Genomic DNA, 21,318 nt, shown 5'->3' with positions numbered 1-21,318 from the left:
CAGAACACGGCGATTTCTATGGGCTCCGGCCTTCGCCGGAGTGACTAATTTGACTTATTCAGAGGTTCCTTAGGTCAGGTTTATGGTTATGATGATGGCGCGATCATAAATCATAAATCTGATTTCCTGATACTGAGATGCGGCTATCTCATACCAAACCGGATAACGCCCTCGGTAAAAAGACTGATGACAAACCGCAGGGGGCCATACCAGATATTGTTGGCACCGCCGTGTTCGCTGCCGATGTCCCGATGGTTCTTTTCGTCTTCCAGGATCGCCGCTACGGTATGGTAAGCAGCCCTGTCGGATTTGCTCTCCAGGTAGGCGAGCTGGGTATTGAGATGGTTTACCACCACAGACTCCACCGCCCAGGTACAGGCCATAATGCCCTTCTTCCCGAGCAACGCGGATACAAACCCCATAAAATAGCCCCCGAGCCCACAAAGCCAGAAGCTCTTGCACTTCACGCCGTTCCGGGACTGGATTTCCGCCCAGAATATTTGCAGGTGTCTTTTCTCGTCGGCCAGGAATGATTCGAGCAGTGGAACCAGGTCGCGCATAAAAATTCGGGAAACGAAGATCTGGGAGCGATATATATTTATCGCGCCAAATTCCCCCGCGTGATTCACTTTCAGAATCTTCTTGGGAGTGTCCAGACTTCCCTTACTGTCTTTATATTTCACTTGGCATCGTTCAGATCGGTTGTGCTGGCTATTTGACGTACAGTATCAAAAGGATGTTTTTTCTTTGTCTTTGCGCGCCTGAGAATTATCTGCCAGTAAGGTTTGGTGGCAAAATTGTACTCCGACCCAATATCAATATTCTTTGGGTAAAATGATGGTTGTTGTTGTCCACCTATTGGCATGCTAGACGTGCCGCTGTACCTGAATTAGCCTTCAGGCGAAGTTAGTTATAAACATACAGGTTCACGCCTATCGTTGAGCCCACTGTACCCTGAGCCGCTGAGGTGTAGGCAGTATGGGCTTTGAACCAGTGGCGGTTGCCAACCAATCCGGGGTCACACCAGGAGCCATTGGAACCTTCCTGGAAGAGCCAGTGCAATGTCCCGTCGGTTCTGCCCATCAACCCAATCGAAAACAGATGAGTTGAAAGGGGGCGCCTGATATAGGAGTCCATATAGACGTGGGAGGCGTTGGCGTAATTCGCCACGACATTTTTCAACGTGGTGACTTCACCGCCGTACCCGACCTTGTTAAAAATGGTTTCTATGCCAGGAGTGGTTTCCAGCACCAGAGTAATCCCGTTGGCGTTGCGTAGTATGGTCTCGGCTATATTGCTGGGCATGGTTAATCCGGGTGCCCGGCCGCCGACGCGCATTGGGAACAGGTCGCGTTCCAGCCGGGTATCGCCATAGTTCCAATAGTTCGCTTGGGTTTGGTTAGCCAAATTGGCCCCTGATGGCAGGGTCAGGGTAGCGGCCGTCAAGTTATTTTCATGCAATACTTTGAGGCCCCAGGCCGTAGTGCAACACCCACAAGAGGTAGAATCAATCTGTTGAGAGGCAGTGATGTGGTTGAAAGGCATGTTCGAGTTCCTTCTGAAATATTGTAAGTGTTTACTATTTGCTGGGAAGAATCTTTGTTTACGGTAGAGCCGCTGATAGTAAGTCCGGGGCAGACCTGATTTCAGCCAAATTGGCTCAGCGCTCCAGCATAAATCCTTGTTTCAAATCATCACCCATGGGGTTAGTGCCATCCAGGTCAAAATTGTACCCTGACTTCGGTTGTTCATAAATTCGCCCGATTTAATCTGCCGCTTTAGGCGCGCTGAAGGCTTTACTATAGTAGCCAGATGGATCGAAACAGCAAACCCGCCGTTTTCCGGAAGCAAGCATGTCACAAGCATTACTAATCCGCTTCGCCCGAGTCTTGGACTGCTTGGCTGAAGTAACCCAATGTATCCAGTCCAGACGTGCGATGGTGGTTGTATCCTCCCAAACGGCTCGAGCCTCGGGAGCAGCCGCAAGGGCTTCTTGCAAGTCCGAGGGAATCTCAGGTTCTGGTTCTTGCTCCACTGCCATGACCTCAAAGGTGACAGTGTCGCCAATGTTCACGTCTGCGGCTTCGAGTAGCTCCTCATTTACCCGCAGCCAATGACTCAATTGGCCATCCGGCTCGAGCGTGGCCCGGAAGCCGTGACCGTTGATGGTGCCCTCTACCGTCGTCCTTCCCCGTCTTGGAAGTTTTGCGCTCGCGTTCTTGGGCAGAATTATAAAAGCCCACGGCGTATTGCTGCCCGACTTGGCTGGACAAAGCAGTTTTGCTTTGAACCGGGACTTTGTGTCGCTTTGTATCATTCTGAGTCAGCCTCCAAATGCGCCTACGTTGCCAGCTGGAGCGTACAGCTTGGCCTTATATGCCCATAAATGGTCGCATGTATAAAAAATTGTGAGGGGCACGTCTGTGCCGAGCAGTCAGCCCGCCACCTGCACTCCACCAAGTACCCGCTCCAACGTATCCACCTGCCCCTGCAATTTACTATTGGGAAAATGCTGCCGCACAAACGCCAGCAGCTTCCTCGCCATATCCTCGCGGTTAAAACCATCGATATAGATCTGCGCCAACAGCAGATAAGCTGCATCCAGCTGCCGGTAGTCCTTGTCTCCCTTATGCAAATTATTCAGCAGCATCGCCGCCGGGCGGAATTTTTGTTGCCGGTAGAGGGCCTCGGCCAGGGTGTGACGGAGGTGGGACTTGTCGATGGTGGGGAGCGGGTCTGTGGCCAGGTAGAGTTCCGCGGCCTTGTGGGCGCGGTTCATGCGGATGAATTTTTCCAGCAGGTGCGGGCCCAGTTCGCGCAGGGCTTTTTTGTCCTGGGTGGCGAGCAGCAGGCGGTAGTAGCGCTCGTTCAGGGCCGGGTCGTCCGGGTAGCGGCGCAGACATTCCACCAGGGCGCGGCGCGCCCCGTTGAAGTCGCCCTCGCGCATCAGTATCTGGCTTTCGGCCAGGGCGCGGGCGCGGTTGAATTCGGCTTCCTCAAGGAAGTCGCCGTCGTCGTCCCGCTCGGCGATGATGCCCAGTTTTTGCTGTCGGGACAGGCAGATGTAGCCCATCATCGCGCTGGTCACAATATAGAAGTAAGTCGTGCTCGCCGCGATTACCGGCACTATGGCCCAGGGCGGCAGTTTGTTCGCCACCAGCACCACCAGGTAGCCGGGGGCGGCGGAGACGGCGCTGGTGGTGAGCCACAGCAGCAGGTAGGGCCAGCCGATAATCACAGTGAACTGCAGCAGCTTGAGCGGGTTGATGGCGGCGCGCAGGCTGCCCTCCAGGGCCAGCACTATCATCGCCGCCGGGGCCAGCAGGGACAGCGCTATGGAATAGAGCTGCAGGGCACCCTGGCCGAAAGTCATCAGCTTGTAGCCGACGAAGCCGGCGATCAAGGCCATGCCGATCACCTTGAGGAAAAGGGGCGCGCTGTTGCCGTCCAGGGCGTCGCCGAAGGATGGCGCCTGCAACTGGCCGCCGGCCAGCTTCTCGATCACCAGCAGATTGTAGCGGCTGACCAGGGCCACCGCCGCCAGCAGCAGTAGCAGTGAGATGATGCCCAGGCCGGAGATCATCAGGCTGGCGCCGGTGGCCAGCGCCAGCACCGTCAGCGGGCCCGGCTGCAGCGCGTAGCGGAAGTAGAAGAGGCCCATCTGCCAGAAGGGTTTGGCGCTGTTGCTGGCGCCGATATAGTCCAGCGGTTTGTGGCACAGGGGACAGTCCGGCTGGTCGTTACGATAGTTGGCGCTGGCGCCGGGGATGCAGCTGCCGCAGAAGTGGCGGCTGCACGGCTGGCAGCGCCAGGCGGCCTCGGCGGATGAGTGGTAGTTGCAGGGCTCGGCCATGAATAAATCCGTTTGTTGTCGTTATTTCCCGCGCGCCAGTTTATACCGGCGCACCCCCTCCCCCAACCCCTCACCCGCAAGCGGGGGAGGGGAGTTGATTAGGCTGCTAGAATGCACCGCAAATCCACCCGACGATTTCAGTTAAGGATGCAGTATGACGAAGGCAATGCAGGTCCAGTTGGTCAAGTCCGCCGCGGCGGAAACTTGGGGTGACAAGGCGCTGTTGAGTTTTTCCGACGGCGGCGCTGTGGTACACGCCACCGAGGCCGCCGGCGCACCGATGGTGGCGGTCCAGCGCGCGGCGCGGCGGCTGGACGGTATGGGCGTACCCGCGGTGACGCTCGCCGGAGACGGCTGGGACCTGGAGAGCCGCTGGGCCTTTTGGGCCGGCTACTACAACCCGAACCGCGAAAACCGCCTGGATTGGGGCGCGCAGGATACCGCCGAGTTGAAGGAGCTGAAAGCCCGCGAGGCGGCGGCGCGCTGGGTGCGCGAAATCACCAACGGCACTCCGGAGGAGGTGTTCCCGCGGGCTTTGGCGGAGAGCGCGGCGGACATGCTGCAGAAGCTGGCGCCGGAGGCGGTCAATTACCGGGTTATCGCCGGGGAGGAGTTAGTACAGGAGGGTTTCGCCGGTATCTACAAGGTGGGCCAGGGCAGTGCGCGCGAGCCGGTGATGCTGGAGCTGGACTACAACCCTTCCGGGAACGCCGATGCGCCGGTGGATTTCTGCCTGGTGGGCAAGGGCATCACCTTCGACTCCGGCGGCTACAGCATCAAGCCCTCCAGCAATATGGTCACCATGAAATCCGATATGGGTGGTGCCGCCATGGTCAGCGGGGGTCTGGGGCTGGCTATCGCCCGCGGCCTGCAGAAGCGGGTCAAGCTCTACCTGTGCTGCGCGGAAAACCTGATCTCCGGCCAGGCTTTCAAGCTGGGGGACGTTATCCGCTACAAAAATGGCGTCAGCGCGGAGATTCTCAATACCGACGCCGAGGGCCGGTTGGTGCTGGCGGACGGCCTGATCGCCGCGTCGGAACAGAATCCGCGCTGGATCCTCGACGCCGCCACCCTCACCGGCGCCGCGAAGATGGCGGTGGGGCGCGACTACAATTCGGTGCTCAGCTTCGAAGATGAAACCGCGCAGAAGGTTCTGGACGCTGCCGCCGCGGAAAACGAGAAGGCCTGGCGGCTGCCGCTGGAGAAATTCCACCTGGAGCAGATTCCCTCCGGCTTTGCCGAGGTGGCCAATGTGGGGATCGATGGCAGTGCCGGCGCCTCCACCGCCGCGGCCTTCCTGGCCCGCTTTGTGCGCGATGACGGGCGCGCCTGGGTGCATATGGACCTGTCCGGCTCCTACCTGCCCTCCGCCAACGACTTGTGGGCCCAGGGTGCCAAGGGCCATGGCCTGCGCACAATTGCACGCTTTTTGCAGGACAACTGAGGTGGAGAGGTCGCGCTGGTCAGTATTGCAGGATGGGCAAAGCAAAGCGTGCCCTCCGGAGGGGAGTTGATGGGCACGCTTTGCTTTGCCCATCCTACAAACAGCTGACAGCGTTCTCTTTATATGCCACGGGAAAGAGGATTTTTCCCGAGACCAATAACAACAAGGAGCGTCATCATGCGAGTCCTGCTGCTGTGCAGCGCTTTCAACGGCATAAGCCAGCGTATCCACCGCGAACTGGAACTGCACGGCTGCGAAGTTTCAGTAGAACTGGCCACTGGCGAAACCGGGATGGAGAAGGCAGTGGCCGAATTCCGCCCGCGGCTGATCGTCTGCCCCTACCTGGTACACCGGATTCCCGACGTCATCTGGCAAAAAATACCCTGTCTGGTGGTACGGCCCGGCACCGAGAGCGATCGCGGGCCCGCGTCTCTCGACTGGGCGATCGCCAGCAATTGCATCGAGTGGGGCGTGACCCTGTTGCAGGCCAACGGGGAAATGGGCGCGGGGGATATCTGGGGCACCGCCACCTTTCCCCTGCGTGGCACCAGCAAAGCAGGCCTTTACCGGCGCGAGGTCACCGCCGCCGCCGCGTCCCTGGTCAAGTCGGCCCTGGCCGCGCTGAAAGACCCCGGTTTCACTCCCCGTCCACTGGAGACGCAAAAAATTCCCGGGTGCGTGCAGCCACCCATGCGCCAAGCGGACCGCGCGGTCGACTGGCAAAGGGATTCCACCGATATCGCCATTGCGAAACTGCGCGCCGCCGACAGCGCGCCGGGTATCCGTGAGGAGATCGGCGGCCAGGTGGTGTTCCTCTATGGTGTGCGCCGGGAGGAAAATCTCTCCGGTGGGGCGGGCGACTTTATCGCCCACAGCAACGGCGCCGTTTGTCGCGCCACCGTCGATGGTGCCGTGTGGATACCGCAGGCCCGGTGCGAAGGCGGGATCAAGCTGCCCGCGGCGCAGGTTTTACTGCCGCTGCTAAAGGAAATCCCCCGCGAGTTGAAAAACATCCCCAGCGCTGTGGAAGACATTCGCAGCGAGCGGATTGGCGATGTGGCCTATCTCTATTTCGATTTTGCCGGCGGCGCCATGAATACCGGCCAGTGCCGGCGCCTGCTCGAACACTACCGCGAACTGCAGTCCGGCGATGCGCGGGTGATTGTGCTGATGGGCGGCGAGGATTTCTGGAGCAACGGTATCCACCTGCACTGTATCGAGGCGGCAGAGGACCCGGCGCGGGAGTCCTGGGAGAATATCAACGCCATCGACGACCTGGTGGAAGCCATTATCGAAACACCCGAGCAGATCACCGTGGCCGCCCTGCGCAACAACGCCGGTGCCGGTGGCGCCATGATGGCGCTGGCCTGTGATCATGTACTACTGCGCGAAGGCGTGGTGCTCAATCCACATTACCGGACTATGGGGTTCTGCGGCTCCGAGTACTGGACCTACCTGCTGCCGCGGCGGGTTGGGAAAAAGCAGGCCCTGGCGCTGACCCAAAACTGCCTGCCGCTGCTCGCCACCGAGGCGCTGCAGATAGGGTTTGGCGACGAAATCTTCGATGAGGGCTGGGATATTTTCCAGCGGGAGATGGAGCATTATTGCCGGATATTGTCGCAATCTGCCAACTTTGGCGCGCAGCTGAAAGCCAAGCGGGCCATGCGCGCCGCCGACGAAAGGTGCAAGCCGCTGCGCCGGTACCGGGAGGAGGAGCTGGAAAGGGTGTCCGCGGTGCTCTTCGATCCGGAAGCGGAGTACCACCGGGCGAGGCGGGACTTTGTCTACAAGATTCCCCCCCGGGAGACACCGGCGCATCTGCGCCGCAAAGTGCGTTTCTGGCAGCGGGTGGTGTTTTCCTGAGAGTGGGCTGCCGTTTTTCTTTGTGTTTTTCGACAACGGATGACAATGAGACGGCGGAGGGCACGACCGTAGAGAACGTTGGCTCTCCCGGATCAAGCTCCCATTGAGTCGTCATACCGGCGCAGGCCGGTATCCAGGCCAGTGGCACCTGGGTTCCGGCTTGCGCCGGAACGACGAAAGAGCGTTAGAACGTTGTAGGGGCTATATCACCGCGCCGATCCGCCAGGGCGCAAACTCGTTGTCGCCGTAGTCGAGCTTCTCGCTGGCGCTGAGCTCGCCGGAGGCAATGGCCAGGATGCGCTGGAAAATAAACTCGCCGCGCTCCGCCACTGTGTACTCGCGGTCGAGAATGCCGCCGCAGTCGATATCCATATCCTCGCGCATCCGCTCGAACAGCTGCGAGTTGCTCGCCAGCTTGATGCTGGGCACCGGTTTGGCGCCGAAGGCGGAGCCGCGGCCGGTGGTAAAGCAGACCACATTGGCGCCGGAGGCAATCTGACCGGTTACCGAAACCGGGTCGAAGCCGGGGCTGTCCATAAACACCAGCCCTTTCGTGCGCACCTGTTCAGCGTAGAGATAGACATCCTGCAACATGGTGGTCCCGGCTTTGGCCTGGGCGCCCATGGATTTCTCTGCGATGGTGGTCAGTCCGCCGGCCTTGTTCCCCGGTGAGGGGTTGTTGTTCAGGGCAACGCCGTTGATCTCTGTGTAGTGCTCCCACCAGTGGATGCGGTCTACCAGCTTCTGCGCCACTTCCGGCGATACCGCGCGGCGGGTGAGCAGGTGCTCGGCGCCGTAGATCTCCGGTGTTTCCGAGTAGATCACCGTGCCGCCGTGGCGCACCAGTAGGTCCGCCGCTGCACCCAGCGCCGAGTTGGCGGTGATGCCGGAGTAGGCGTCGCTGCCGCCGCACTGCACCGCGAGGGTCAGTTCCGAGGCGGGAACGGGCTCCCGCCGGCAGTTGTTCGCCGCCGGCAGCATGGTGGTGAGCATCTCGATGCCGGCCTGGATGGCCGCGCGGGTACCGCCCTGCTGCTGGATGGTCAGTGTCTGGAACAGCGGGTTGGTTTCCAGGCCTGACTCGCGCAGCACGCTGCTTACCTGCATTGCCTCGCAGCCCAGGCCGATCAATAGTACCCCGGCGAAGTTGGGGTGGGCGATGTAGCCATGCAGGGTGCGCAGCAGCGTCTGGTAGCCCTCGTCGTAGGTGGACATGCCGCAGCCGCTCTCGTGACCCAGGGCGACGATGCCGTCGATATTGGGGAAGTCCCGCAGCATGCCGCTGTTCTGAAAATGCGCGGCCACCGCCCGGCCCACGGTCACCGAGCAGTTGACGGTGGAGACGATGGCCAGGTAATTGCGGGTGCCGGCCTTGCCGTTGGGCCGCCGGAAACCCAGGAAACTGGCCTGGGCCGCCGGGTCGACGTAATCGACGGGCTGCGCCTCGCTGCAGAAATCGTGGCTGGGCTTGTGGTTGCCGGCACACATGTTGTGCTCGTGCACATGCTCGCCGGCGGCGATATCCCGGGTGGCAAAACCGATCACCTGGCCGTATTTGAGCACTGCCTCGCCGCTGGCGATGGGGGCGACTGCCACCTTGTGCATGGCGGGCAGGTCACTGACCAGCTCGAGCATGGCGTCGCCCCAGTTCACCAGGCTGCCGGCGGGCAGCAGGGCGCGGCTGAGGGCGACATTGTCGGATTCGTGAATATGGATAAGGTCCATCTGCGTACAGACTCCGCACCGGCAAACGGCCAGGAACAACTGATTTTTATTGATTGCTATGTGAATGGCTGCAATCTAGCACTATATTGGTAAGGCCGCAATCTCGAATCGGACTTGTTTTGGTAAGACTGTTGTGGCAGCAGTTCTGTTTGTAGCGGCTAAACCCCTTCTGCTAAACTGCGCCAATTATCGAATGACGGAGAATGCCTTCATGCAAGGTGTGCGACTTTACCAACAGGTGGCTGAGCAACTGGCCGCCGCCATCGCCTCCGGTGACTACCCTCCGGGCACACGCCTGCCGGCGGAGCGCAAGCTGGCGGAACGTTTTGAGGTCAGCCGACCCACGGTACGCGAGGCGATTATCGCCCTGGAGCTGGCCGGCTGTGTCGAAGTGAAGGGCGGCTCCGGCGTCTATGTAGTGGATGCGGAGGTGGGCGCCTTCAAAGCCGGGGAATCCGACATAGGCCCGTTTGAAATACTGCAGGCGCGCATCATGTTCGAAGGGGAGGCCGCCGGCCTGGCCGCCCGGCAGATGTCCGGGGCGGAACTGGAGACGCTGGAGCGGATACTCGAGGAGATGATCGTCGAGAACGCCACCGAGGCCAACGCAGAGGTAGCGGACGAGAAGTTTCACCTTCATATTGCCCGCAGCACCCACAACGATGCGGTGGTCTCCGTGTGCGAGCACCTCTGGCAGCTGCGTAACAGTTCCAGTGTGTCCGCGCGCATCCTGGAAAAGGTGCGCCAAGCCGGCTCCCGGCCGCGCATCGAGGAGCACCGCAGGATTCTCGACGCTCTCAAGCGCCGCGACGCGGATGCAGCCAGGAGCGCCATGCGCGATCACCTACAGCGTGTGGTGAAGCAGTTGCTGGATGCCACCGAAGCCGAGGCCCTGGAGGCCGCGCGGCGCGAAGTGAATGCGGCGCGCCAGCGCTTTGCCCTGCCCTGAATCCATGACTGATGACCGATGATCAGTTTTTTAATTTGATCATCGGTCATTGATTTTCCTTCCCCTTGCTCCTGTAAAATTGGTATGACACCATTGGGTCATAGTAATGGTCTGGTCTTGCCGCTTTCGGCTGAGATAATAACGATAGTGGAGTTAGGGAGCTATGACACAATTGAGCCGGCGCGCATTTCTGCAATCTGCTCTGGCCGCGGCCGCCATTCCGGCGGTGCCCTGGGCCATGAGCCGGCCGCCGCGGATGGATTACAGCGGCCCCTGGGCCGAGGTACCGAAAATTCTCGCCGCCATTGAGCGGCCGAAGATTCCCTCCCGGGAGTTCAATCTCCGACAGTACGGCGCCAGTGGTGAAGGCGAGGATGCGAGCACCGCCTTCGCCCGTGCCCTGGCCGCCTGCCGCGAGGCCGGCGGCGGCCGCATCCTGGTACCGCCGGGGCGTTACCGCAGTGGACCTATTCACCTGCCATCGAATACCGAACTGCACCTGCAGGAAGGTGCGGTGCTCTCCTTTATCCCCGAACCGGAACGCTACCTGCCGGCGGTAAAAACCCGCTGGGAGGGAATGGAGTTGATGGGATATTCCCCCCTCATCTACGCACTCGGTTGCGAGAATGTGGCGCTCACTGGCAAGGGGCGCATCGATGGCGGTGCGGACTGCGATACCTGGTGGCCCTGGAAGGGAAAGAACGGCAAATGCGAATACCGAGAGAGCCCTACGCAGAAAGCTGCGCGGGACGCGCTGTTTGAGGATGCGGAAAAAGGCCTGCCGGTGGCGGAGCGGGTCTATGCCGACGGCAGCTACCTGCGCCCGCCGCTGGTGCAGTTCTACCAGTGCCGCAATGTGCTGATCGAAGACGTTACCCTGGAAAACTCCCCCTTCTGGGTTATGCACCCGGTGCTCTGTGAAAACGTTACCGTGCGCGGTGTCACCGCGCGCAGCCACGGGCCCAATTCTGATGGCTGCGACCCGGAATCCTGCCGCAACGTGCTGATCGAGGATTGTCTGTTCGACAACGGCGACGACTGTATCGCGATCAAGTCCGGGCGCAATGCGGACGGCCGCCGCCTGGCCACACCCAGCGAGAATATTGTCATCCGCAACTGCCGCATGCGCGACGGCCACGGCGGTCTGGTGCTGGGCAGCGAGATTTCCGGCGGCGTGCGCAATGTATTCCTGGAAAACTGCGTGATGAGCAGCCCCAACCTGGACCGCGGTCTGCGCATCAAGACCAATGCCATGCGCGGTGGCAAAATTCACGATATCTATGTGCGCAACCTGGAAATCGGCCAGGTAAAAGACGTGATCGTGATCAATTTCTTCTACGAGGAAGGGGACAAGGGCCCCTTCGACCCGGAGGTGTACAACATCTTCGTGGACAACCTCCGCTGCGAGAAGGCGCAGCGCGCCTTCCATATCCGAGGCTTCGACCGCGCCCCCATCCGCGGTCTGCATATTTCCAACAGCGAAATACGCAGCGCGGAATCGGTGGGAGTGATCGAGGCGCTGGAGGAGTTCACCGCGGACAAATTGCAAATCAATGGCGAAATATTCAGCCCCGGGAAAAAGTACGTTGCCAGCCGTTCGTAGCGCGGGCGCAGATCGGAAGGGTTTTCGGTTGAAAACCCGACGAAGCTGAACAATAAAAATTCGAGAGGAGTGGCCGTGAAATTATCCAGTTCCGTTTACCCACTGTTAGCTGCCGCGTTCGCGCTGGCTTCCTGTGGCGAGAAAACCGATACCGCCGCGAGCGAAGCACAGCAAAAACCGGTAGAGAAGGAAAGTGCGCAGAGCGAGTTGATCGCCCGCCTCCAGCTGGCCAATCCGTCGGCGTTTCCGCGCCTGGACGAACCGGTGTATCTGAGCTTCCGGGAGCTGGGCCTGAGCGAAGACTACGCCGAGCCGTTGGCGGTCCGCGGCGGCGGAAAACTGCCGGTACAGCGGGTCGACCGGGATGCCGATGGCAGCGCCGACGGTATCCTGTTCCTGGTGGACTTGCAGGTGGATGAAAAAATCGACCTGAAAATTTTCCCCGGCAGCGGTGAACAGCCGGCCGCGGATAAACGCACCCAGGCGGAAATTTCCCGCAAGACCGGCGGCCAGTGGGCCGACAGGAAATACCTGGGCGGCTACTTCCAGAATGTCAGCGAGCTGGATGTTCCCCCGGAACACACCGATCACTCGCAGTTTATCCGCTACGAGGGCCCGGGCATCGAATCGGATCTGGTGGGCTACCGGGTCTACCTGGACTGGCGCAACGGTTTCGACATATTCGGCAAGAAAGTGCGCGAGCCGGTGCTGCAGGATGTGGGGCAGGACGGCTTCGAGTCCTACCACCATATGGCCGACTGGGGCATGGATATCCTGAAAGTGGGCGATGCCCTCGGCGTGGGCGGCTATGGCTATTGGGATGGCGAAAAAGTCGTGCGGGTCAGTGATGTGCAGGACTGGTCCGCAAAAATCGTCGACAACGGCGAGCTCTACTCTTCCCTGAATATTGAATACAAAGGCTGGAAGCCCGCGGAGAACAAGCAGGCCGACCTGAGTACGATACTCTCCATGCGCGCCGGCAGCCGCCTGGTGGAAGTGAACGGGCAGGCCAGCGAAGGGCTCGGCGCCCTGGTGGCCGGCCTGGTCAAGCACACCGGTACCCAACTGATGGTCGGCGACCTGGATATTCCCGGCGGGGCCTGGACCTATATCGGCACCTGGGGCCAGCAGAGCCTCGATGGCAGCGGCCTGGGCATGGGCCTGCTGGTGCAGAAAAAGACCGTCAAGGAAGTGACCGAAGACGAACTTAACCAGGTGGTTGTATTCAAGCAGCCGGCCACCAACGATTTCAATTACTACTTCACCGCCGCCTGGGCAAAAGAAGCGGAGAGCAGGCACGGCCCCATCACCAGTGCTGAGCAGTTTGAAGCCTATCTGGCCCGCGAGGCGGAAAAACTCACCATGCCGCTGCGCAAGCGTCTGACCACCGCCCTGAGCGAGACGCAGACCCAGCAGCCGCTGAGCGCCGATGTGGCACTGCAGTGGAGCCAGCGCCTGGCGGATTCCGAGCTGGAGCGCAGCACCTACCAACTGGCTTTCGGAGGCATAGACCCGCACCGCAAGCGCCCGGCCTATTTCGAATACACCACCGGCCTGTTGATGCAGGCCTACGACGACCTCAACCAGGTAAGTCCTGAGCCGCGTTACGCAGATGCGGTGGAAAAGGTGATGGGCTCCTTCGTCAACGAAGACGGCAGTATCAACGGCTACGTGCAGTCAAAATACAACATCGACAGCATCAACGCCGGCAAGATGCTGCTGCGCATATTCGAGCGCAACGGCAAAGACAGCTACAAAACCGCCGTGGCCACCCTGCGCGAGCAACTGGAGCACCACCCGCGCACGTCGGCCGGTGCCTTCTGGCACAAGCAGAAATATCCCCACCAGGTATGGCTGGACGGCGTCTACATGGGCATTCCGTTCTTCGCCCATTACGAAAAAATGCGCGCTGATAATGGCGGAGAGGGGAACTTTGACGAGGTACTGGCGGAATTCAAGGTGGTGCGCGAAAAACTGCGCGATCCGCAAACGGGGCTTTACTTCCACGCCTGGGATGAAGCGAAAGAGCAGGGTTGGGCGGATAAAGAGAGTGGCCTCTCCGCTAATTTCTGGTCCCGTGGCATGGGCTGGATGGCCATGGCACTGGTAGACGTGCTCGACTATATCCCGGAGGAAAACGCGGAGCAGCGGCAGTACCTGATCGACATGGTCAACGAACTGGCCCCGGTGCTGGAAAAATACCAGGACGCTGAAAGCGGTACCTGGTACCAGGTCGCAAATAAAGCCGGCGCGCGGGGTAATTACCTGGAAGCCACCGGCAGCAGCATGTTCACCTACTTCTTTGCCAAGGCCATCAACAACGGCTACCTGCCCGACACTTATGTACCCCTGGCGAAAAAATCCTATCAGGGCCTGCTGGACCAGTTTATCCAGGTGCACGCCGATGGCAGTGTAAGCCTGACCAACAACTGCGAAGTGGCGGGCCTGGGCTTCGGCCGCGACGGCACCTACCGCTATTACATGAGCGAGCCGGTCATCGACGACGATCTCAAAGGCGTTGGCCCCTTCATCATGGCCGGTGTGGAGATGTATAAGCTGCTGAATAAGCAAGGCTAAAAGGAGAGATTTATGGCTACCAAATACGAAGAGCGCTACGCGCACAGCCCGCGCGACTATGTGAGCTACGATACCGAGCGTTTGCGCGAAGAATTCCTGGTGCCGAAACTGTTTGAGGCGGACACAGTGCACCTCACCTATACCCACGTAGACCGCATGATCGTGGGCGGAATCATGCCGGTAGAGGAAGCTGTGCTTCTCGAAACTGTGGACGCGCTCAGATCCGAATATTTCCTCGAGCGTCGCGAATTGGGCCTGATCAATATCGGCGGCCCGGGCGTTGTGGAAGTCGATGGCACCCGCTATGAGGTCGACAGCAAAGAGGCCATCTATGTCGGCCGCGGCTCCCGCGAGGTAAAAGTTTCCAGCAATGACAAGTCCGCGCCGGCGAAGTTCTACCTGAACTCCACCCCCGCACACCGCGAGTACCCCACCCGCAAAGTGGGCCAGAACGACGCAAAGGTGTTGGAGATGGGCGCAGGCGAAACCTGCAACCAGCGCGTTATCCGCCAGCTACTGGTAAAAGAAGTGGTGGAAAGCTGCCAGCTGCAGATGGGTATGACCGAACTGGCTCCGGGCAGCGTCTGGAACACCATGCCATGTCACACCCACAGCCGTCGCATGGAAGCCTATATGTATTTCAATGTGCCGGAAGGCCAGGCCGTGTGTCACTTCATGGGCCCGCCGCAGCAGACCCGCACCATCTGGATGGCCAACGAGCAGGCGGTCATCTCTCCCACCTGGTCCCTGCACTCCGGTGTGGGTACCAGCAACTACACCTTTATTTGGGGTATGGCGGGCGAGAATCTCGATTACACTGATATGGATTTTGTGCAGCCGAACGAGCTGCGATGATCTGAAATTCCCCCTCTCCCCAACCCCCTCCCGCTTGCGGGGGAGGGGCCGGGGGAGGGGGGTGATCGCGGCCAACGGCCGCTCCTACAAATTAAGAATCAATTTAGGGAGTACTTATGGCCAACTCACTGTTCGATCTAACCGGCAAGCTGGCCCTGGTAACCGGTGCCACTCACGGCCTCGGTCTGGCCATGGCGGAGGGGCTGGGCATGGCCGGTGCCAGGCTGGTCATCACGGGCCACTCGTCGCAACAGAAACTCGACGATGCGGTGGCATACCTGCGCAACAAGGGTTTCGATGCGAGCGGCTACCTGTTCAATGTCACCGATGAAGCGGCGGTCGCCGACGGCGTGGGGCAGATAGAAAGCGAGTGTGCGCCCATCGATATCCTGGTGAACAACGCCGGCATCATCCGCCGGGTGCCGTTGCTGGAGATGGAACTGAAGGACTGGCAGCAGGTGATCGACACCAACCTTACCGGCGTCTTCACTATGAGCCGCCCGGTGGTGCGCAAGATGATCGAGCGCGGCGGTGGCAAGGTCATCAATATCTGCTCGATGATGAGCGAATTGGGGCGGGATTCCGTCTCCGCCTATGCCGCGGCCAAAGGCGGGTTGAAAATGCTAACCCGCAATATGGCCACCGAGTGGGCGCGGCACAACGTCCAGGTCAACGGTATAGGTCCGGGCTACTTTGCCACCAGCCAGACCGCGCCTATCCGCGTGGACGGCCATCCCTTCAACGAGTTTATCCTCAGCCGCACCCCGGCGGGGCGCTGGGGTAACCCGGAGGATCTACAGGGTACGGCGATATTCCTTGCCAGCGAAGCCAGCAACTTCGTGACCGGCCAGATCGTCTATGTGGATGGCGGTATCCTGGCGACCATCGGCAAGCCGTCGAACGAATAGCCTGGGGGCGTGGAGCTCCAGCTCCGCTTGCGGGCCGCAGGCCCGCTTTGCGGTGGATGCGCTTCGTATATGCACCCTACAAAATTCCTTTAACCCTATCGATATCATCGGGCGCAAAAGCTTTTATTACCCGCTATTTTTTGGGCAAGCACTCATCCAATAAATCCTCGAGGCTATGGGGATCAATACCGAGGTCGGCAAAAGTTTTCGCGCTCTCACCCACCGTATTGTCACTCTGCATTAGAATAAGTTGGTCGCGGGTGAGTGGAGGGTTGGGCATCAGGCTCAACGCGGCCACCAATACCCGCCAAAGAGTAAATGGTACGGGCACTAATACGCGCCTGCGTCCCAAGTGGGACATAACCACCTGCAGGGCCTGGCGATAAGTGTAGATACTACCGCCACCCAATTCGAACAATTGCTCCTGACCACCACCAGCTCGCCGCGAAAGTTCCGCCACTGCTGTGGCGACGTCTTTGACGTATACCGGCTGCAACCGATTGTTTCCCTCGCCAAACAGCGGTACTACTGGCAATAGGGTTGCGGTTCTGAGGGAGGCCAGGAATGCATCATCGCTACCAAACATAACACTTGGCCGAATCAGGATTGCTCGCCCAAAGGCGTTGCGAACGACCTGCTCGCCCCGTGCTCGCGCGCGAATGAATTTCGACGGTGAATGTTCGTCTACGCCGAGCCCGGATATATGTGCAAGCCGATCAACGCCGGTTGCCCGGGCACAACGGGCGATGCGCTCAGCACCTTTCACGTGGATGGTGTCAAACGTGAGGTCACCTCTCTCCAAATACAAAGAAACTGCATTGACCACGAAGGCCGAACCCATAATCGCCTCTGAAACCCGGCGCTCATCCCGTATATCAACAGGTATTGGCGTGATCTGATCGTTTATGTCAGAGAAATCCACGTCCTGGGGATGGCGTGCCGCAACGCGCACCCGATAACCCATCGTTACCAGCGCCCGTACCACGCGACGACCTAAAAAGCCGGTGCCGCCAAAAACTGTCGCCACCTGTTCATTCATCTCGACCCTCCCGCGCTGACTATCTCGCACCCCTGAATTTTTCTATATGTATTTTTGATGGCCGCGTACGGATTGTGGGTTTCCGGCGCCTTCTCGTTCCCGGGACTGCTGCCATAGCGTACCGAGTTCCAGAATTTTAGTATGTTCTTCATCGTGGCAGTAAGCGAACAATAAATTCCCAGTCCCAGGCAATCGATTGGGTTGTAATTTCGGTCACGGCTAACACGGCGGCTCCCGGTCACGCAAGTTGGCGCAGGTAAACTCCCCGTGCATCGCCTAAAAAATAATTTCAGGTATTATCCGCTGCAAGTTCGCAGTGGTAGCTATTTATTTCTGGCCTAAAGAATGGGCTGGGCGCAATATTGGTAAATAGCTTCCAGGAGGTGTTGCCTGTGCAAACATCTGTTTTCATAGCACACAGTTGTCCGTTGGTGCGCGTTGGGCTTACCTATGTACTAAAGGATGACCAGTCTCTGGTCGTAGTTGGAGAAGCGGACGACATGGCCGGGGCCACCAAGGGGATTGCCCGCTTGCATCCCGATATCGGTACGGTCGAGCTGTCCAGTGGTATTGATGGAGTCCGCGTTTGCGACATCGTAAGGGCCAAGGGAGCAGAGACACGGATACTGCTACTTGCCATGGAGACCAGAGGAGAGGAAGTTTACCGTGCCATTACCGCAGGAGCTGCAGGTTATTTGACTCGTGGCGAGTCACCTGAAGCTATCAGGCTTGCCATCAAACACGCTTTGGGAGGTGAAGTGTCAATTTCCCACGATGCACAAACGGCTTTTCAGGAATATCTTCAGGAGCAGGAAACTCAGGTTCGCGCAAAAGCCGTTGGGCAGTCTCCGGCTCCTTTGCTTTCTGCGGCGGAATTTCAGGTTCTGCGACACACAGCAAAAGGAATATCCATCGATGAAACCGCGCGACTAATGTATATCAGCACTTCCACTGTAAAAAACCATCGACAAAGTCTCTTCGCCAAACTGGGTGTGGCCAATGCTCCCGCAGCTGTTTACACGGCAATTAAACGAGGCATCCTCCGCTAAAAGCAGTCTTGAATACTCCGCGACTAAAGTTTGATACTTACCGGGGGCGGGTAGCAATTAGTTAGTGGGATATAGTGAGATCGAACGATCGGATTTCGGGAGACTGACGGAGTGGAAAATGTGGGGGAATAATGTTTGGCCAACCGGGACTCCCGGCTGATCCTACGGGGTACTTTGCAGGAGATTGCTTGCAGAGCTAAAGATTTGGGAGTTTTGCACCGTTCGTCTGCAAGCAGGCTTCTACAGGGTGCTTTGTAGGAGCCTGCTTGCAGCCGAAGGGGGATGAGATCAGGCGGGGCTTTCTTCCATCTGCATACGCACGGTGTTCAGCACCCCCTGTTTTGCCAGCAGCTCCAGCTGTGCAGTCAGCGCCTGCTGCAGAGCTTCGCTCTTTTGCAGGTCTTCGCCGAAGACCGGTGCAAAACCCAGGAAGGCTGTGGCCAGTTCCCGCGGGTTTCCTGCGTTTGCGTCGCAAAGAGCCTTCAGTTCCTGTGCCAGCGGATCGGAAACCTCGATTGGCTTGCCGGCGTCGTCCTCCGCGGAGACATAGCGAATCCAGCAGGCGAGGGCCAGGCACAACAGCTCGATGGAGCCGCCGTTCTGCAGTTGGTGGCGCAGGGTGCCCAGCCAGCGCTGGGGGATCTTCTGCGAACCGTCCATGGCGATCTGCCAGGTGCGGTGTTTCAGCGCCCGGTTGGCGAAGCGCTCCAGCAGTTGTCCCCGGTAGGCCGCCAGGTCGAAGTCCGCCGGCGCTTCCACCGCCGCACTGGCCTCGTCGGCGAGAAACCGCTCTGCCAGCGCGGCAAAAGCAGGTTCCTGCATCACATCGGCAACGGTCTCAAACCCGGCCAGGTAGCCGCTGTAGGCGAGCAGGGAGTGGCAGCCGTTGAGCAGGCGCAGCTTGATCAGTTCGAAGACTTCTACATCATCGACAAAGGTGGCACCGGCCTTTTCCCAGGCGGGGCGCCCGCGCAGGAAGTTGTCTTCCACCACCCACTGGGAGAAGGGCTCGGCCATAACCGCGGCGTTGTCGCGCACACCGAGAAGCTCCTCGAGGGCGTCGCGGTCTGAATCGGTGGTGGCGGGGACTATGCGATCCACCATGGTGCAGGGGCAGCGGGTATTCTCCCTGACCCAGGCGGCGAATTCCGGCTCCAACTGGTCGGCGAACTGGAAGAGCACACGCTGCAGCACTTTGCCGTTGCTGGGCAGATTGTCGCAGCTGAGCAGGGTAAATCCGGGCAGCCCTTTCTGCATACGTTCGCGCAGGGCGTAGACGATAAAGCCGAGCGCGGATTTCGGGGCCTGCGGGTTGGCCAGATCGTGCTGGATATCCGGGTGCTGCAGATTCAGCTCACCGGAAGACGGGTGGTGGCAGTAACCCTTTTCGGTGATGGTGAGCGAGACGATGCGAACCCCTTCCTGGGTCATGGCGTCCAGCAGGGCGCGCGGGCTTTCCGGAGCCACGTAGACATCCTGCACGCAACCGATCACACGTACTTTTTCGCCATCGTTGCTTTTTTCCACCAGGGAATAGAGATAGTTTTGCGGCGCCAACTGGTCGCGCACTGTGGGCGAGCGCAGGCTGGCGGCGACAATGCCCCAGTCGCTGCCGTCTTCCAGCACCTGTTCCGTATACCAGGCCTGGTGGGCGCGGTGGAAGGCGCCGATGCCCAGATGCACGATTCCCGTTCCAATCTGGCCGCGGTCGTAGCCAGGTGTGGTTACCGATTCCGACATGTCAGTCAGGGTATGACTGTTCAGGACTTTTTCGTTCATAAAACTTTCCAGATTCACTAACTAATAGAAGCGGCCAGCGGCCGCTCCTATTTAGTACACAAGTAGTGCACAAGCATTTTGTGGCGGCAACGGACGTTACAGCTTGTAGGCCCGCTTGGCCAGTGCGTAGCTGAGATCGTGCGCGAGCTCGAACGCCTCGTCCTGCTCCAGCCGGTGTTCGCACACCAGTTGGGAGAGGAAGTTACAGTCCATGCGCCGGGCCACGTCGTGGCGGGCGGGGATGGACAGGAAAGCGCGGGTGTCGTCGTTGAAGCCCACGGTATTGTAGAAACCGGCGGTCTCGGTCACCTGCTCGCGGAAGCGACGCATGCCCTCGGGGCTGTCGTGGAACCACCAGGCGGGGCCCAGTTTCAGCGCCGGGTAGTGACCGGCCAGCGGTGCCAGTTCGCGGCTGTAGCTGGTCTCGTCCAGGGTGAACAGGATTACGGTGAGATCCGGCTCGTTGCCCACCGCTTCCAGCAGCGGCCTGAGCGCATGGACGTAATCGGTGCGGGAGGGGATGTCGCAGCCCTTGTCGCGGCCGTATTTGTCGAACACCACTTTGTTGTGGTTGCGCACGGAGCCGGGGTGAATCTGCATCACCAGGCCGTCTTCAATGCTCATGCGCGCCATTTCGGTGAGCATCTGACCGCGGAACAGCTCCGCGTCTTCGCTGCTCGCGCCGCCGTCGCGTACGCGGTTGAACAGCGCTTCCGCCTCAGCCGGGCTGAGGTTGGCGGTAGTGGCAGTGGGGTGGCCGTGGTCGGTGGAGGTGGCGCCCATCTGCTTGAAGAATTCGCGGCGGTTTTTCAGTGCCGCCAGGTAGCCGGCGTAGTTGCCGGTGTCTTCACCGGTGATTTCCGCCAGTTTGCGCAGGTTGTCGGCGAAGCCTTCGTAGTCCGGGTCGAGCACCGGGTCCGGTCGGTAGGCGGTGATGATGCGACCGCTCCAGCCGCTGTCCAGGATTTTCTGGTGATGACGCAGGTCGTCCAGCGGGGATTCGGTGGTGGCGATCACTTCGATATTGAAGCGCTCGAACAGGGCGCGGGGCAGGAACTCCGGCTTTTTCAGGCAGCTGTCGATGCGCTCGTAGTAGAGTTCGGCAGTGGAGGCGTCCAGGGCCACGTCCAGCTCGAACACATCGTGGAATACGGTATCCAGCCACATGCGTGAGGGAGTGCCGCGGAACAGGTAGTAGTGTTCGGCAAAGCGCTGCCAGATGGCGCGCGGATCGGTTTCCGCCGGAGTACCCTCTCGGCCGCGGATGCCGAGGCTCTCCAGCGGTACGCCCTGGCTGTAGAGCATGCGGAACACATAGTGATCCGGTTTGATCAACAGTTCCGCCGGATTGCCGAAAGGCTGATTGTCGGCGAACCAGGACGGGTCGGTGTGCCCGTGTGGGCTGATAATCGGCAAATCCCTGACACTCTCGTAGAGTTTGCGGGCGATATCCCGCTGGGCGTTATCCACCGGGAACAGGCGATCGGGGTGCAATTGCAAAGGGCGTGGCATAGCGGAAAGGCTCGTTCTAATTGGGTTGTCTTACAAGCATACTGCGTCCCCCATTGAAGGAAAAACCCCGCCCGAAGGCGGGGGGTGCGCGGCAAGTTGGGGTTGGGCCGCGCCAGGCAATGGAGAAACCCAGTACATAGACCGGAATTGCTATACTGCCAA

At 59.7% G+C, this 21,318-nt stretch carries 16 protein-coding genes; 8 read left to right on the top strand and 8 right to left on the bottom strand.

The genetic code is table 11. The features are described from left to right. Positions 1-143 precede the first annotated feature (143 nt). From PP263_RS13355 to PP263_RS13340, 4 genes are all read right to left on the bottom strand, one after another. Entirely contained in the window at positions 144-683 is a 540-nt protein-coding gene (locus PP263_RS13355) for a demethoxyubiquinone hydroxylase family protein (protein WP_308364035.1), read from the bottom strand. 223 nt (positions 684-906) lie between these two features. After that, positions 907-1,545 (bottom strand): hypothetical protein, encoded by a 639-nt coding sequence (locus PP263_RS13350; RefSeq protein WP_308364034.1) that lies wholly within the window; start codon positions 1,543-1,545, stop codon positions 907-909. 220 nt (positions 1,546-1,765) lie between these two features. Beyond that, the gene (locus PP263_RS13345) at positions 1,766-2,317 is read right to left on the bottom strand and encodes a YdeI/OmpD-associated family protein (RefSeq protein ID WP_308364032.1); all 552 of its coding nucleotides are present in this window, start codon (positions 2,315-2,317) and stop codon (positions 1,766-1,768) included. Between the two features lie 117 nt (positions 2,318-2,434). Then, a complete protein-coding gene (locus PP263_RS13340) occupies positions 2,435-3,853 on the bottom strand; it encodes a tetratricopeptide repeat protein (RefSeq protein ID WP_308364031.1) in 1,419 nt (472 codons plus the stop codon). A gap of 154 nt (positions 3,854-4,007) precedes the next feature. On the opposite strand from PP263_RS13340, the gene pepB reads away from it, so the two are divergent. Both pepB and PP263_RS13330 read left to right on the top strand, forming a co-directional pair. Then, the gene (gene pepB, locus PP263_RS13335; protein ID WP_308364030.1) at positions 4,008-5,297 is read left to right on the top strand and encodes an aminopeptidase PepB; all 1,290 of its coding nucleotides are present in this window, start codon (positions 4,008-4,010) and stop codon (positions 5,295-5,297) included. Between the two features lie 177 nt (positions 5,298-5,474). Then, entirely contained in the window at positions 5,475-7,160 is a 1,686-nt protein-coding gene (locus PP263_RS13330) for an enoyl-CoA hydratase-related protein (protein WP_308364028.1), read from the top strand. A 201-nt stretch (positions 7,161-7,361) separates the two neighbouring features. On the opposite strand, the gene PP263_RS13325 is transcribed toward PP263_RS13330, so the two are convergent. Beyond that, positions 7,362-8,885, bottom strand: coding sequence for an altronate dehydratase family protein (locus PP263_RS13325; protein WP_308364026.1), 1,524 nt, complete (start codon positions 8,883-8,885; stop codon positions 7,362-7,364). Positions 8,886-9,096: 211 nt separating this feature from the next. Here PP263_RS13325 and PP263_RS13320 point away from each other — a divergent pair, with 211 nt between their 5' ends. From PP263_RS13320 to PP263_RS13300, 5 genes are all read left to right on the top strand, one after another. After that, positions 9,097-9,834: a FadR/GntR family transcriptional regulator gene (locus tag PP263_RS13320; protein WP_308364025.1), complete on the top strand. Its 738-nt coding sequence runs from the start codon at positions 9,097-9,099 to the stop codon at positions 9,832-9,834. Between the two features lie 163 nt (positions 9,835-9,997). Then, entirely contained in the window at positions 9,998-11,437 is a 1,440-nt protein-coding gene (locus PP263_RS13315) for a glycoside hydrolase family 28 protein (RefSeq protein ID WP_308364024.1), read from the top strand. Positions 11,438-11,512: 75 nt separating this feature from the next. After that, complete coding sequence (locus tag PP263_RS13310) at positions 11,513-14,014, top strand: glycoside hydrolase family 88 protein (RefSeq protein ID WP_308364021.1); 2,502 nt, start codon at positions 11,513-11,515, stop codon at positions 14,012-14,014. A 12-nt stretch (positions 14,015-14,026) separates the two neighbouring features. Further along, complete coding sequence (gene kduI / locus PP263_RS13305; protein ID WP_308364019.1) at positions 14,027-14,869, top strand: 5-dehydro-4-deoxy-D-glucuronate isomerase; 843 nt, start codon at positions 14,027-14,029, stop codon at positions 14,867-14,869. 116 nt (positions 14,870-14,985) lie between these two features. Then, positions 14,986-15,777 carry a gluconate 5-dehydrogenase gene (locus tag PP263_RS13300; protein ID WP_308364018.1) on the top strand — a complete coding sequence of 264 codons (792 nt, stop codon included), beginning with the start codon at positions 14,986-14,988 and terminating at the stop codon, positions 15,775-15,777. A gap of 133 nt (positions 15,778-15,910) precedes the next feature. On the opposite strand, the gene PP263_RS13295 is transcribed toward PP263_RS13300, so the two are convergent. Further along, positions 15,911-16,816: a complex I NDUFA9 subunit family protein gene (locus PP263_RS13295; RefSeq protein ID WP_308364016.1), complete on the bottom strand. Its 906-nt coding sequence runs from the start codon at positions 16,814-16,816 to the stop codon at positions 15,911-15,913. A gap of 392 nt (positions 16,817-17,208) precedes the next feature. On the opposite strand from PP263_RS13295, the gene PP263_RS13290 reads away from it, so the two are divergent. Continuing rightward, positions 17,209-17,865 (top strand): response regulator transcription factor, encoded by a 657-nt coding sequence (locus tag PP263_RS13290; protein WP_308364015.1) that lies wholly within the window; start codon positions 17,209-17,211, stop codon positions 17,863-17,865. Between the two features lie 288 nt (positions 17,866-18,153). Here PP263_RS13290 and PP263_RS13285 read toward each other — a convergent pair whose 3' ends face one another. Together PP263_RS13285 and uxaC are read right to left on the bottom strand one after the other, a co-directional pair. After that, positions 18,154-19,644, bottom strand: coding sequence for a mannitol dehydrogenase family protein (locus PP263_RS13285; RefSeq protein ID WP_308364014.1), 1,491 nt, complete (start codon positions 19,642-19,644; stop codon positions 18,154-18,156). A 96-nt stretch (positions 19,645-19,740) separates the two neighbouring features. Next, positions 19,741-21,156 carry a glucuronate isomerase gene (gene uxaC / locus PP263_RS13280; RefSeq protein WP_308364013.1) on the bottom strand — a complete coding sequence of 472 codons (1,416 nt, stop codon included), beginning with the start codon at positions 21,154-21,156 and terminating at the stop codon, positions 19,741-19,743. Positions 21,157-21,318: the final 162 nt, after the last annotated feature.

The sequence above is a fragment of the Microbulbifer sp. TB1203 genome (genome assembly GCF_030997045.1).
Taxonomy (GTDB): domain Bacteria; phylum Pseudomonadota; class Gammaproteobacteria; order Pseudomonadales; family Cellvibrionaceae; genus Microbulbifer.
The sequence above is the reverse complement of the archived record's forward strand: the minus strand, read 5'-3'. Positions and strand labels throughout refer to the sequence as shown.

Coding starts and splice junctions, on each gene's coding strand:
- PP263_RS13350 (WP_308364034.1), bottom strand. CDS start 1,545: ATGCCTTTCAACCACATCACTGCCTCTCAACAGATTGATTCTACCTCT.
- PP263_RS13345 (WP_308364032.1), bottom strand. CDS start 2,317: ATGATACAAAGCGACACAAAGTCCCGGTTCAAAGCAAAACTGCTTTGT.
- PP263_RS13340 (WP_308364031.1), bottom strand. CDS start 3,853: ATGGCCGAGCCCTGCAACTACCACTCATCCGCCGAGGCCGCCTGGCGC.
- pepB (WP_308364030.1), top strand. CDS start 4,008: ATGACGAAGGCAATGCAGGTCCAGTTGGTCAAGTCCGCCGCGGCGGAA.
- PP263_RS13330 (WP_308364028.1), top strand. CDS start 5,475: ATGCGAGTCCTGCTGCTGTGCAGCGCTTTCAACGGCATAAGCCAGCGT.
- PP263_RS13325 (WP_308364026.1), bottom strand. CDS start 8,885: ATGGACCTTATCCATATTCACGAATCCGACAATGTCGCCCTCAGCCGC.
- PP263_RS13320 (WP_308364025.1), top strand. CDS start 9,097: ATGCAAGGTGTGCGACTTTACCAACAGGTGGCTGAGCAACTGGCCGCC.
- PP263_RS13315 (WP_308364024.1), top strand. CDS start 9,998: ATGACACAATTGAGCCGGCGCGCATTTCTGCAATCTGCTCTGGCCGCG.
- kduI (WP_308364019.1), top strand. CDS start 14,027: ATGGCTACCAAATACGAAGAGCGCTACGCGCACAGCCCGCGCGACTAT.
- PP263_RS13300 (WP_308364018.1), top strand. CDS start 14,986: ATGGCCAACTCACTGTTCGATCTAACCGGCAAGCTGGCCCTGGTAACC.
- PP263_RS13295 (WP_308364016.1), bottom strand. CDS start 16,816: ATGAATGAACAGGTGGCGACAGTTTTTGGCGGCACCGGCTTTTTAGGT.
- PP263_RS13285 (WP_308364014.1), bottom strand. CDS start 19,644: ATGAACGAAAAAGTCCTGAACAGTCATACCCTGACTGACATGTCGGAA.
- uxaC (WP_308364013.1), bottom strand. CDS start 21,156: ATGCCACGCCCTTTGCAATTGCACCCCGATCGCCTGTTCCCGGTGGAT.